This window comes from Mesorhizobium sp. M0664 (genome assembly GCF_040320565.1).
Taxonomy (GTDB): Bacteria; Pseudomonadota; Alphaproteobacteria; order Rhizobiales; family Rhizobiaceae; genus Mesorhizobium.
The window spans coordinates 37,153-50,784 of sequence record NZ_JAMYPW010000015.1; the positions used below are offsets into that span (position 1 = coordinate 37,153).

The following is a 13,632-nucleotide window of genomic DNA, read 5'->3' on the forward strand; positions in this document are numbered from 1 at the left end:
AGTCAGGCAGCCCTTTTCGAAAGCAGCAAGCGATAGAGTTGGACATATTTTTCGGCGCTTTTGTCCCACGAAACGTCGGCCTTCATGCCTTGCCGCTGCATCGACGTCCACACTGCGGGATTGGCACGCGCCTCGACAAGGCGGCGGACGGCGTGCAGCAAGGCGCCGGCATTGGCGGGCGCAAACTGGAAACCGGTCGCCACGCCGGCAGAGATGGCGGCTTCGTTGGCATCGATGATCGTGTCGGCAAGGCCGCCGGTGCGCGCGACGACCGGCACGCAGCCATAGCGCAGGCCGTAAAGCTGTGTCAGCCCGCAAGGTTCGAAGCGCGATGGGATAATGATTGCGTCGCAGCCGCCCTGCATGGTGTGGGAGAGTCCCTCGTCATAGCCGACGACGACGCCGATGCGGCCGCGATGGCGGGCTGCGGCGGCAAGCAACGCGCCTTCCAGCCCAGCGTCGCCGGAGCCGAGGATCGCCAGCCGTGCACCTGCCGCGACGATGCCGTCGATGGCCGCAGCCAGTATGTCCATGCCCTTTTGCCAGGTCAGCCGGCTGACGACGCAGACGATCGGGCTGTCATCGCGATCGAGGCTGAAACGGTCCTCGACCGCGGCCTTGTTGGGCATTCGCGCCTTGAGCGTCTTTGCGGTGTAGTTGGAGACCAGATGCTTGTCGGTTTCCGGGTTCCAGATCTCGGTATCGATGCCGTTGACGATGCCATGGAGATCGACGGAGCGCATGTTGATCAGGCCGTCGAGGCCCATGCCGAATTCGGGCAAGCGGATTTCCTGCGCATAGGTCGGGCTGACCGTGGTGATCGCCCACGCCGCCTGCAGGCCGGCCTTGAGGAAGCCGACGCCGCCGTAATATTCGACGCCGTCGAGCGCCATCGCCGCCGCCGGCAGGCCAAGCTCGCCAAAGATGCCGGCGCCGAACTGGCCTTGGAAGGCTAGGTTGTGCACGGTGATCATCGACGGCGTGCCGACCGCCTTGCCGTAGCGCATGTAGGCAAGCGTCATTGCCGACTGCCAGTCATGGGCATGGACGATATCGGGCAGGTAGCCCGAGATCGCGCCGCCGGCAATATCACCGCCTACCTGGCTCAAGGCCGCGAACCGCCGCCAATTGTCCGGCCAGTCGGCGCCTGTCGCGTTGCCGTATGGGCCGCCGGGACGGTCGAAAAGATGCGGCGCGTCAAGCACGAACAGGTCGAGCCCGGCGATCTGGGCGGCATACACCGAAGCCTTGCCGCCCTGCAGCAATGGATATTGCTGAACCGGCTTCTTTTTCCTGAAGGCGCCCATCACCTGAGGATAGCCGGGGACGAGCGTGCGCATGGTGACGCCCTTGCCGGCCAATGCCACGGGCAAGGCGCCGGTCACGTCGGCGAGCCCGCCCGTCTTGACCAGCGGAAAGATCTCGGGCGCCACCGACAGAACCTGCATGCACTACGATCCCAGCCTGTTGATCATGTCCTGCGTGACGAGGCAGATGCCTTTTTCCGAAACGCGGAAACGCTTGGCGTCGAGGACGGGATCCTCGCCGACCACCAGACCCTCCGGGATCCTGACGCCGTGATCGATGACCACGCGCTTCAGCCTGGCGTTGCGGCCGACATGGACGTCCGGCAGCATGACGACCTCCTCCAGCGTCGAATAGGAATTGATGCGCGCGCCGGTGAAGATCAGGCTTCGCTTCAGCGAAGCGCCCGAAACGATGCAATCGCCCGACACGAGAGACGACACGGCCGACCCGCGGCGGCCATCCTCGTCATGCACGAATTTTGCCGGCGGCTTCAACTCGGCATAGGTCCAGATCGGCCAATCGCGGTCGTAAAGGTCGAGTTCCGGCGTGATGTCGGTCAGGTCGATATTGGCCTCCCAATAGGCGTCGACCGTGCCGACGTCGCGCCAATAGGCCTCGTTCTCGGCGGTCGAGCGCACGCAGGATTTGGCAAAACGATGGGCGATCGCCTTTCCGTGCTCGACGATGTAGGGGATGATGTCCTTGCCGAAGTCGCGGCTCGAGCCGGGCTCCGCCGCATCGCGACGCAATTGCTCCATCAGGAATTTGGTCTTGAACACATAGATGCCCATCGAGGCCAGCGCGAAATCCGGTTTGTCGGGAATGCCCGGCGGATCGGCGGGCTTTTCGATGAAGGAGATGATGGTGTCCTTGGGATCGACATGCATGACGCCGAAGCCGGTGGCTTCCATGCGTGGCACTTCGAGGCAGCCGACGGTGACGTCGGCGCCGGCCTCGACATGCTGGCGCAGCATCATTTCGTAGTCCATCTTGTAGATGTGGTCGCCGGCCAGGATGACCATGTATTCCGGCCCGTAGGCCTCGATGATGTCGATGTTCTGGTAAACGGCGTCGGCCGTGCCCTCATACCATTGCGTTTCCGATACACGCTGGCTGGCAGGCAGGATGTCGAAACTCTCGTTGCGCTCGGGCCGCAGGAAGTTCCAGCCGCGCTGCAGATGGCGGATCAGCGAATGCGCCTTGTACTGGGTGGCGACGCCGAGGCGGCGGATACCGGAATTGAGCGCATTGGAGAGCGCGAAATCGATGATGCGGGTCTTGCCGCCAAAATAGACCGCCGGCTTGGCGCGGCGGTCGGTCAGTTCCTTGAGCCGGCTGCCACGGCCGCCTGCCAGCACATAAGCCATGGCGTCGCGTGCCAGCGGCTGTGTTCGTTTTATTTCAGCCATTCCTATCCTCCCAGGTTAGATGCTCCAGACATAGCTCAGTCCGGGACGAATTCGAGCATGATCGTCGACAGCGGCGGCAAAAGCATCGTCGCCGAAATCCCTCCCCCTTCCGCCCGAGCCTCGACGACGCCGCTATTGCCCTTGCCGGAACCGCCATAATCCGTGGCATCGGTGTTGATGATCTCGCGCCATTTTCCGGCCTGCGGCAACGGCACGCGGTAATTGTCGCGCGGCACCGGCGTGAAGTTGGAAATGACGGCGACCGGGTTGCCGCCCGGCGCGCTGCGCAGCCAGGCAAAGACCGAGTTCGCGCTGTCGTCGACGATCAGCCAGGAAAAGCCCTCCGGCTCGCAGTCGCGGGCATGCAGCGCGGGGCGCGAGCGGTAGAGATAGTTGAGATCGCGCACCGTCTGCCAGACGCCACGGTGGAACCGGAAATCGAGCAGGTTCCAGTCGAGCGCGCGCGCCTCGCTCCACTCGCGGCGCTGTGCGAACTCCTGGCCCATGAACAACAGCTTCTTGCCAGGATAACCCCACATGAAGGCGTAGTAGGCCCGCAGCGTCGCGAATTTCTGCCAGTCGTCGCCGGCCATCTTGTTGAGCAGCGTGCCTTTGCCGTGCACCACCTCGTCATGGGACAGCGGCAGCACAAAATTCTCGCTGAAAGCGTAGACCAGGCCGAAGGTGATGTCGTTGTGGTGATGCTTGCGGAAGATCGGCTCCTTGGAGAAATACTCCAAAGTGTCATGCATGAAACCCATGTTCCACTTGAAACCGAAGCCCAGTCCGCCTTCATGCACCGGCTGCGAGACTTTCGGCCACGAGGTCGATTCCTCGGCGATGGTCATCACACCTGGATGGTGGCCGTAGACCTCCTTGTTCATCCGCTGCAGGAAGCTGACCGCTTCGAGGTTCTCTCGCCCGCCCTTCTCGTTGGGAATCCATTCACCGGCCTTGCGCGAATAATCGAGATAAAGCATCGAGGCGACCGCATCGACGCGCAGTCCGTCGACGTGATATTTCTCGGCCCAGAACAGCGCATTGTTGACCAGGAACGAAATCACTTCGCGACGGCCGAAATTGTAGATCGCTGTGTTCCAGTCGGGATGGAAGCCCTTGCGCGGATCGGCATGTTCGTAGAGCGCGGTACCGTCGAACTTTGCCAGACCGTGTTCGTCAACCGGGAAATGCGCCGGCACCCAGTCAAGGATGACGCCGATGCCTGCACGGTGGGCGCCGTCGACGAAGCGGGCAAAACCGTCCGGATCGCCAAAGCGGGCAGTCGGCGCATAAAGACCCGTCGTCTGGTAGCCCCAGGACGGGTCATAAGGGTGTTCGGAGATCGGCATGAATTCGATGTGGGTAAAACCGGTCTCGACCACGTAAGGGATCAGCCTGTCGGCGAGCTCATCCCACGACAGGAAGCTGCCGTCGTCGTGAAGCCGCCATGACCCGGCATGGACCTCGTAGATCGATACGGCTTCGCGCCTGTGGTCGGCATTGCGCCAGTAGTTCCGGTGCGCCTCGTCACCCCATTCATGCGCCGGCGGCAGTGCCGTAACCGAGGCGGTGGCCGGGCGCAGTTCGGACTTGAAGGCAAACGGATCGGCTTTGAGCGGCAATCTCACGCCATCCGGCCCGATGATTTCATACTTATACGGGCGGCCAGCGCCGATGTCGGGAATGAACAGCTCCCAGATGCCGGTGTCGCGGCGGACGCGCATGGTATGCCTGCGGCCGTCCCACTCGTTGAAGTCGCCGACCACTGAGACACGCCTTGCATTGGGCGCCCACACCGCAAAATGCACACCCGATGCACCTTCATGGTCGATGAGATGGGCGCCGAGCTTGTCGAACAGCCTGAGATGCGACCCTTCGGCGATGTAATAATCGTCCAGCGGGCCGAGCACGGGACCGAAGGAATATGGATCGGTCAGCCACCAGTCACCGCCGGAATTCCTGGCGTGATAGCGCAGCGGCTGGCGTTTGCGCAGCGACAGTTTGCCTTCGAAGAAACCGCGGTCGTCGTGTCTCGACAGCTCGCCGGCCTTCTTGCCGGTCAGCGTATAGGCGGTGACGAACTCGGCATGAGGGACGAAGCAGCGGGCGACAAAGCCCTTTCCCGCCTCATGCACGCCAAGCACGGCAAACGGATCGCCGTGCGTGCCGGCGACAATCGCCGCGACATCGCCGGCTGGCGCCAGTCCGTCCGGCCCGTTTGTCGCAACGGTCGCGCGCGGCTTGCTCATCAGGCAGTGACCCTCCCCGGGCACCAAGTGTATGTTTCTAGTGGAGTTTTGAATTCGACATTCGCCATACCGCCTTACCCTCCAAGGGATGCGAGGGTCAAATCACTCCACTAGGGCCACATTGTTCGTAGTCTCATGCAATCACATCAGGCGGGCACGTGCCAGATGTCTTTCGCATATTGGCGGATCGTGCGGTCGGACGAGAACCAGCCGACGCGCGCGACATTGCGGACGGCTCTGGCGTACCAGTCCGGGCTGTTGCGCCAGACGGCATCGACGTCGCGCTGGGTGGCGGCGTAGGCATCGAAATCCGCGGCGACCATGAACCAGTCGCTCTGGTAAAGACCGTTGATCAGGTCGCGATAACGGTCCGGATCATCAGGTGAAAAAACCCCGGATGAAACCGCGGCCAGCGCCTGCGCCAATTCAGGCGATCCCTCGATCACAGCGCGCGGATCGTAACCATTGTTGCGCCGCTCGGCGACTTCCTCTGTGGTCAGCCCGAAGATGAAGATGTTGTTGTCGCCCACGCATTCCTTGATCTCGACATTGGCGCCGTCGAGCGTGCCGATGGTCAGCGCGCCGTTCAGCGCGAACTTCATGTTGCCGGTGCCGGACGCTTCCATGCCGGCGGTCGATATCTGCTCCGACAGATCGGCGGCCGGCATCATGATCTCGGCCAGGCTGACATTGTAGTTCGGCACGAATACCACTTTCAGCAAGCCGCGTACCGCCGGGTCGCGGTTGATGACTCGGGCGACGTCATTGGCAAGTTTGATGATCAGCTTGGCGTTGTGATAGCTGGGCGCCGCCTTGCCGCCAAAGAATTTGACGCGAGGCATCCAGTCGCGCTCCGGATGCGAGCGGATCTGGTCGTAAAGCGCGACCGCTTCGAGAATGTTCAAGAGCTGGCGCTTGTATTCGTGGATGCGCTTGACCTGGATGTCGAACAGCGCCGACGGGTCGACCTTGATGCCGAGCCGGTCTGCAACGAGATTGGCAAGCCTCGTCTTGTTCGCCCGTTTGACGGCGGCGAACTTGTCGCGGAAGGCGGCGTCCTCGGCAAGAGGATCAAGCCGGTTTATCTCGTCGATGTCGTCGAGGAAGCCGTCGCCAATCGCCTCTCGGGTGAGTGCAGTGAGGCCGGGATTGCACTGTATCAGCCAGCGCCGCGGTGTGATCCCGTTGGTCTTGTTGTTGATGCGATCCGGGTAGAGCCTGTGGAGGTCGGCAAACACCGTCTCCTTCATCAATTCCGTATGCAGTGCCGAGACGCCGTTGATCGAGTGCGAGCCGACAAAGGCCAGATTGCCCATACGCACGCGGCGATCGCCATTTTCCTGGATCAGCGAGATGCGGCTGATCTGCTCGTCCGAGAACTGGTCGGAGGCGCGCGCCTCGAGCAGCACCTCGGCGTTGATGGCGTAGACGATCTGCATGTGGCGCGGCAACAGCCGCTCGAACAGCGGCACGGGCCAGCTTTCCAACGCTTCGGGAAGGAGCGTGTGGTTGGTGTAGCCGAAGGTGCGCTTGGTGATGCTCCAGGCCTGGTCGAAATCCATGCCGTGGACATCCATCAACAGGCGCATCAACTCGGGGACGGCGATGGCCGGATGGGTGTCGTTAAGATGGATCGCCGCCTTGTCGGGCAGCGATTGCAGGTCGCCATACTGGCTGAGATGACGCTGGACGATGTCCTGCAGCGAGGCGGTGGAGAAGAAATACTCCTGCCTGAGCCGCAACTCCTGGCCGGCCTTGTGGGAATCGGCCGGGTAAAGGACGCGCGACAACGCATCGGCCTTGTTGCTTTCGGCGAGCGCACCGATGTGATCGCCGGCATTGAACTTGTCGAGCAGGATCGGGTCGACCGGCATGCCGGACCACAGACGCAGCGTGTTGACGCGGTTGGCCCGCCAGCCAACCACCGGCGTATCGTAGGCAACGGCCAGAACATGTTCGGTCGGCTTCCAGACGTGCCGCTCGAGCCTGCCGTCCTTCGAGGTGATCGATTCCACCGAGCCGCCGAAGCCGACCTCGAAGGAGCGTTCGCGGCGCTCGAACTCCCAGGGATTGCCGTGATCGAGCCACGTCTCGGGCAGCTCCACCTGCCAGCCGTCATGGATCTCCTGCCGAAACATGCCGTTGGCGTAGCGGATGCCGTACCCATGCGTGGGGATATTGACGGTCGCCATGCTTTCCATGAAGCAGGCGGCGAGCCGGCCAAGACCGCCATTGCCAAGGGCAGCGTCCGGTTCGAGCGCTGCAATGATGTCGAGGTCGACGCCAAGCGACGACAGCGCCTCGCGCATATTGTCCATCAGGCCGAGATTGGAGAAGGCATCGCGCATCAGGCGGCCGATGAGGAATTCCAGTGACAGGTAGTAGACGCGCTTTTCCTGCTGGGCGTAGGCCTCTTGGGTCGCCTGCATCCAGTGATCGACTATGCGGTCGCGTACAACCTTGATCGAGGCGGTGAGCCAATCGTACTGGGTTGCAACGTTGGTGCCCTTGCCGAGCCTGTATTTGAGGGCTTGCAAGACTTCCTCGGCGAGCGTCTTGGGATCCGGGTTTTTGAGCGTGGGCAGAGGAGCTTCGGTTGTCATCGCGCGCGTCATGCTGCCTCTCGTGACGTTGCCAGGATCATGCGGCTTTCACCATCTCTGCCAATGCTAGTGCATCCCACCGGATGTTCAATCGATTCAGGTGATCGCAAGCCGGGTTGCCCTGCGGCAATTTGGCATTTGGAAACAGCGCGTTTGGGACCCTTGGCGATGGGCCTCAAGTTCTTGCTCAAGCCGCCAGCGCCGCTTCCGGCGGCACCTTGGCGCCCGTCATGAAGGCGACCGCGTCGGACATCGTATACTGCTTCGGATCGATGACGCACAGGCGACGGCCGAGCCGGTGAATGTGGATGCGGTCCGCCACCTCGAAGACATGCGGCATGTTGTGTGAAATCAGCACGATCGGCAGGCCTCGCTTCTTCACGTCGAGGATCAGTTCGAGGACGCGGCGGCTCTCTTTGACGCCAAGTGCCGCCGTCGGCTCATCCATGATCACCACCCGGCTGCCAAAGGCGGCGGCGCGCGCCACCGCCACGCCCTGACGCTGGCCGCCGGAAAGCGTTTCCACGGCCTGGCTGATGTTCTGGATGGTCATCAGGCCAAGCTCCGTGAGCTTGTCGCGGGCGCGCTTTTCCATCGCCGGGCGGTCGAGCATGCGCAGCCATTCGCCGAGGAACCCCGGCTTGCGGATCTCCCGGCCGAGGAACATGTTGTCGGCGATGGACAGCGCCGGCGACAGAGCCAGGTTCTGATAGACTGTTTCGATGCCGGCCTCCCGTGCCTCCATCGGCGACTTGAACGCAACGGGCTTGCCTTCAAGTCGTATCTCACCTTCGTCGGGCACGACCGCGCCGGAAATCGCCTTGATAAGCGACGACTTGCCGGCGCCGTTGTCGCCAATGACGGCAAGGATTTCGCCCGGATAGAGGTCGAAATCGGCGTTGTCGAGGGCGGTGACGCGGCCATAGCGCTTGACCAGACCGCGCGCGATGAGGATGGGTTCCTGGGTCATGGCTATGCCGAAACCTTTCTGATCCATTGATCGATCGCCACGGCGCCGATGATCAGCACGCCGGTGAGCAGCACCTTCCACTGCGGATCGGCGCCCAGCATGTTGAGGCCCATCGAGACGACGCCGACGATCATGGCGCCGAACAGCGTGCCGAGGATCGAGCCGCGCCCGCCGAACAGAGAAATACCGCCGATCACCGTCGCGGTGATGGCCTGAAGATTGTAGTCGGTGACAGCGGCGGAAGGAGAGATCGAGCCATTGCGGCCGATGGAGACCCAAGCTGCGAAGGCGGCGATCAGCCCGGCAAGGGCATAGACGGTCATCAGCACCTTCTTCGTCTGGATGCCCGACAGTTTCGCAGCCTCCTGATCGTCGCCGACCGCGTAGACATGGCGGCCCCATGCGGTGTGGTTGAGCACGTACCAGAGGACCAACACGAGAACGACCATGGCAATGACGCCAAGCGTCAGCACGGCCGTGCCGACCTTAAAGCTCAGGGCAAACAGGTGCAGCAGAGGCGCCTGGACGTCGACGTCGGTGTCGCGGATCGTCTCATTGGCCGAATAGATGAAGTTGGTGGCCATGACAATGTTCCAGGTGCCGAGCGTCACGATGAAGGGCGGCAGCTTCATGTAGGCGACCAGCACACCGTTGAGCAGGCCGCACGCGCCACCGGCGAGAAGCCCGATCGCCACCGCGAGCACGGCCGGCATACCGTAGCTGACCGCGCAATTGCCCATGATCACAGCCGAAATCACCATGATCACGCCAATCGACAGGTCGATGCCGGCAGTCAGGATCACCAGCGTCTGTGCGGCGCCCAGAATGCCGACAATGGCGATCTGCTGAAGGATCAGCGTCAGCGTATAGGATGAAAAAAAACGCCCGCCGATGGTGATACCAAAAATAATGATAGCCAGAACCAACACGATAAGCGGCACCGCTGCCGGCGTGGAATGCAGGAAATGCTGGGCACGCTTGACGGCCGATTTATGGTCGTCGAACGCGGCGACGCTTGTGTCGCTGCTCGATAGAACTTTTTCGAATTCTTGTGCTTGAGCCATGTTTCCTCCCCTGGGCTTCGGCCAACCGCCGACGCCATCCACGCCTTCCGGTCTGCCGCCGGCACTATTTGCGTTTAGATCGGCACATCGTCCACCCGGAGCGGCCGGGGATCAAGCCCCGGCCGATCGCGATCTGTTGCCGGTCAGGCCAGGCTCAACCCCAGCACTTGGCGAGGCCTTCCTTGGTGTCGATGGACTTCACACCGTTGGCGGGCTTGTCGGTGACAAGATTGACGCCGGTATCGAAGAAGTTCTTGCCTTCGGTCGGCTTCGGCTTCGTCCCGTCCTTGGCGAAAGTGGCGATCGCCTCGATGCCGAGCGCCGCCATTTGCAGCGGATATTGCTGCGAGGTAGCGCCGATCACGCCTTCGGTCACCGATTTCACGCCGGGGCAGCCACCGTCGACCGAGACGATCAGCACCTGGCTTTCGAGACCGACGGCCTTCAGCGCCTGGTAGGCGCCGACAGCTGCGGGCTCGTTGATGGTGTGGATGACGTTGATGGTGTTATCCTTCTGCAGAAGGTTCTCCATCGCCTTGCGACCACCCTCTTCATTGCCGTTCGTCACGTCGTGGCCAACGATGCGCGGATCGTCCTCGTCGCCGATCTTGTTGGGGTCCTTCACGTCTATGCCGTAGCCCATCATGAAACCCTGGTCGCGCAGCACATCCACCGTGGGCTGCGACGGCGTCAGGTCGAGGAAGCCGATCTTGGCATCCTTGGCCTTATCGCCAAGCGTCGCGGCGGCCCATGCGCCGATCAGCTTGCCGGCTTCCAGATTGTCGGTCGCGAAGGTCGCGTCAGCCGCATCGATCGGATCAAGCGGGGTGTCGAGCGCGATCACCAACAGCCCGGCGTCCCGCGCTTTCTTCACGGTCGGCACGATACCCTTGGTGTCGGACGCGGTGATGAGGATACCCTTGGCCCCGTCGGCGATACAGCTCTCGATTGCAGCCACCTGGCTCTCGCTGTCGCCGTCGATCTTGCCGGCGTAAGTCTTGAGATCGACGCCAAGCTCCTTGGCCTTGGCCGCCGCACCTTCCTTCATCTTGACGAAGAAGGGATTGGTGTCGGTCTTGGTGATCAAGCAGGCGCCGACCCCGGCGGCCGATGCCGTCGACGCAAAGGCCATCAGGCTCAGTCCGGCCGCGGCAAACACGGTGGATTTCAACAGTTTTGACGTGGTCACGATTTTCCTCCCATGGAACCATTTAGGATGCCGGCCAACCGGCATCTGCAGCGCGTCCGACGAAATCTCCCAGTGTCGGCGCCGACCTCAAGAGACACCAGTCCGGCAGCACTGTCAATAATTAAATCACTCTTATTTATTATTGACAACGCAGGATTGTTCACTCACTCTAGACCAAAAGCATTGAGGGGAAACGACGGGAGGAACAGGGTGGAGACCGGCATTACGAGGCACGGCTCGCCCGATGCGGCCGAAAGCCGCCTGCACCGCGGCACCAATCAAAGCGGCATGCGGGACCACAATGAGCGGCTGGTGCTGTCGCTGGTGCGCCAGCACGGCAGCCTGGCCAAATCCGACATCGCACGTATGACCGGCCTTTCGGCGCAGACAGTGTCGGTCATCATGCGCGAGCTGGAGGAGGACGACCTGCTCGTCCGCCAGGCGCCGTTGCGCGGCAAGATCGGCCAGCCCTCGATACCCATGGCGCTCAATCCCGACGGCGCCTATTTCATCGGCCTGAAGATCGGCCGCCGCAGCGCCGAATTGGTGCTGATCGATTTCCTCGGCAGTGTGCGCTCGATGCTGCAGCATTCCTACCGCTATCCGGCGCCGCGCGAAACGGTGGAATTCGTCACAAGCGGCATGAAGAAGATGCGCGGCGAACTCACCCCGGCGCAGGATAAACGCATTGCCGGGCTTGGCATCGCCATGCCGTTCGAATTGTGGAACTGGGCCGACACCGCCGGCGCGCCGCGTGAAATCATGGACGAATGGCGCCATCGCGACATCCGCGCCGATATCCAGGCGCAATGCGAATTTCCAGTCTATCTGCAGAACGACGCCACCTCGGCCTGCGGCGCCGAGCTCGTGTTCGGCCACGCGGCGGGTGCGGCACGCGATTTCGTCTATTTCTATATCGGTGCCTTTGCCGGCGGCGGCATCGTGCTGAACGGCCGGTTGTTTGGTGGCCCAACCGGCAATGCCGGCGCGCTGGGCTCGATGCCGGTGCCAGGGCCGGACGGCAAGCCGACGCAGTTGATCGACGTGGCGTCGATCGCCATGCTGGAAAAGGCGCTCAACGCGCGCGGCATCGAGGCCTCGCATCTGTGGACATCACCGGGGGACTGGGGCGAGATCGGCGCCGAGCTTGACGACTGGATCGCCAGCGCCTCGCAGGCGCTTGCCTATGCCATCGTTTCGGCCTCCTCCGTCATTGACTTCGATGCCGCGGTGATCGACGGATGGATGCCGCTTGCCGTGCGCAGGCGGCTTGTCGATGCCGTTATCCAGGCCATCGGCCGGATCGACGGCGAAGGCCTGAGGCTGCCGGCCGTTCGCGAGGGAACCGTCGGCATCCATGCGCGGGCGCTGGGTGGCGCCAGCCTGCCGCTGTCGGAGCGCTTCCTCATCGGCTCGACCACGATTTCCCGGAGCTTCTGAGCATGCTGATCGGCATCCCGGCGCTGCTCGGCCCCGAGCTTCTGGCGATATTGCGCGCCATGGGCCATGGCGACGAGATCGCCTTGGTCGACGGCAACTACCCGGCCGAGCAGCAGGCACAGCGGCTGGTCCGCGCCGACGGTCATCATCTCGTCCCCGTGCTCGATGCGGTATTGAGCGTATTGCCGGTCGACGACGCCGTGCCGCAGGCGCTGTTTCGCGCCTCGGCCAAAGGCGATCCCCTGCTCGCCGATCCGGTTCACTATGAGATGGAAGCGATCTGCGCCAGGCGTGCGCCGGGCCGCAAGGTGGTTGCGCTTGCCGGTGCCGACTTCTATGCACGGGTCAAGGCCGCGCACGCGATCGTCGCGACTAGCGAGCCGCGGCTTTATGCCAACATCATCATTCGCAAGGGCGTGATCTATCCGCCGGAAAGCAAGACTTCATGATCCTCTGCTGCGGCGAAGCCCTGATCGACATGCTGCCGCGGACCACGACGGAGGGCGAGCCGGCCTTTGCCCCCTATGTCGGCGGTGCCGTCTTCAACTCGGCCATTGCGCTAGGCCGGCTCGGCGCGCCCGCTGCCTTTTTCTCCGGCCTGTCGTCGGATCTGTTCGGCGGGCAGTTCAGGGAGGCGCTGGGGAACAGCAAGGTCAGCTCGACCTATGCGCACACTTCGCCGCGGCCGACCACGCTCGCCTTCGTGCGGCTCACCAACGGCCAAGCGACCTACACCTTCTATGACGAGAACACCGCCGGGCGCATGCTGACCATCGAGGACCTGCCGGAACTCGGCAGCGAGATCGAGGCCATGCTGTTCGGCGCCATCAGCCTGATCTCGGAGCCGGCCGGATCGGCCTATGAGGAGTTCATGCGGCGCGAACATGAGCGCCGCGTGATGATGCTCGACCCCAACATCCGGCCAAACTTCATTCCCGACAAGGCCAAGCACCTCAGGCGCATCCGCGGCATGATGGCGATGGCCGACATCGTGAAACTGTCGGACGAGGATTTGAACTGGTTCGGCGAAGCCGGCTCGCATGAAGACGTCGTCCGTAACTGGCTGGATCGCGGCCCAAAGCTGATCGTGGTCACCCACGGCAGCGAAGGCGCGGTCGGTTACAGCAGCCAGCACCGGGTCACCGTCGTGCCGGACAAGGTCGAGGTGGTCGATACGGTCGGAGCCGGCGACACATTCAATGCCGGCATTCTTGCCTCCTTGCATGAACAGGGTCTGCTGTCGAAGACGGCAATCGCCAGTTTGCCGGAAGACGCCATCCACAAGGCGCTGACGCTTGGCGCCAAGGCCGCGGCGGTGACGGTATCGCGGGCCGGCGCCAACCCGCCATGGCGGCATGAAATCGCCTGACCGGCTGGTGCGCAGCCCATGGACTGCTCAC

10 protein-coding genes are annotated in these 13,632 nt (G+C 62.7%); 3 read left to right on the forward strand and 7 right to left on the reverse strand.

The window, feature by feature from the left end; translation table 11 throughout:
• Positions 1-2: 2 nt before the first annotated feature.
• The 7 genes from glgA to NKI39_RS16070 form a co-directional block, all read right to left on the reverse strand.
• Positions 3-1,448, reverse strand: coding sequence for a glycogen synthase GlgA (glgA, locus tag NKI39_RS16040; protein ID WP_352832930.1), 1,446 nt, complete (start codon positions 1,446-1,448; stop codon positions 3-5).
• Positions 1,449-1,451: 3 nt separating this feature from the next.
• On the reverse strand, positions 1,452-2,717 hold the full coding sequence (gene glgC, locus NKI39_RS16045; RefSeq protein ID WP_352490794.1) for a glucose-1-phosphate adenylyltransferase: 1,266 nt from the start codon (positions 2,715-2,717) through the stop codon (positions 1,452-1,454).
• Between the two features lie 35 nt (positions 2,718-2,752).
• Positions 2,753-4,966: a 1,4-alpha-glucan branching protein GlgB gene (gene glgB, locus NKI39_RS16050; RefSeq protein ID WP_352832933.1), complete on the reverse strand. Its 2,214-nt coding sequence runs from the start codon at positions 4,964-4,966 to the stop codon at positions 2,753-2,755.
• Between the two features lie 146 nt (positions 4,967-5,112).
• On the reverse strand, positions 5,113-7,581 hold the full coding sequence (locus NKI39_RS16055) for a glycogen/starch/alpha-glucan phosphorylase (protein ID WP_352832936.1): 2,469 nt from the start codon (positions 7,579-7,581) through the stop codon (positions 5,113-5,115).
• A 175-nt stretch (positions 7,582-7,756) separates the two neighbouring features.
• The gene (locus NKI39_RS16060) at positions 7,757-8,539 is read right to left on the reverse strand and encodes an ATP-binding cassette domain-containing protein (RefSeq protein WP_352470952.1); all 783 of its coding nucleotides are present in this window, start codon (positions 8,537-8,539) and stop codon (positions 7,757-7,759) included.
• A 2-nt stretch (positions 8,540-8,541) separates the two neighbouring features.
• Positions 8,542-9,603, reverse strand: coding sequence for an ABC transporter permease (locus NKI39_RS16065; protein ID WP_352503463.1), 1,062 nt, complete (start codon positions 9,601-9,603; stop codon positions 8,542-8,544).
• 154 nt (positions 9,604-9,757) lie between these two features.
• Complete coding sequence (locus NKI39_RS16070) at positions 9,758-10,735, reverse strand: sugar ABC transporter substrate-binding protein (RefSeq protein WP_502893787.1); 978 nt, start codon at positions 10,733-10,735, stop codon at positions 9,758-9,760.
• Between the two features lie 267 nt (positions 10,736-11,002).
• Here NKI39_RS16070 and NKI39_RS16075 point away from each other — a divergent pair, with 267 nt between their 5' ends.
• The 3 genes from NKI39_RS16075 to NKI39_RS16085 are packed head-to-tail and all read left to right on the forward strand — an operon-like array spanning position 11,003 to position 13,601.
• Complete coding sequence (locus NKI39_RS16075; RefSeq protein WP_352470950.1) at positions 11,003-12,232, forward strand: ROK family transcriptional regulator; 1,230 nt, start codon at positions 11,003-11,005, stop codon at positions 12,230-12,232.
• A gap of 2 nt (positions 12,233-12,234) precedes the next feature.
• The gene (locus tag NKI39_RS16080) at positions 12,235-12,681 is read left to right on the forward strand and encodes an RbsD/FucU family protein (RefSeq protein WP_352470949.1); all 447 of its coding nucleotides are present in this window, start codon (positions 12,235-12,237) and stop codon (positions 12,679-12,681) included.
• Positions 12,678-13,601 carry a carbohydrate kinase family protein gene (locus tag NKI39_RS16085; RefSeq protein WP_352470948.1) on the forward strand — a complete coding sequence of 308 codons (924 nt, stop codon included), beginning with the start codon at positions 12,678-12,680 and terminating at the stop codon, positions 13,599-13,601. Before NKI39_RS16080 ends, NKI39_RS16085 begins: the two co-directional genes overlap by 4 nt.
• Positions 13,602-13,632 lie beyond the last annotated feature (31 nt).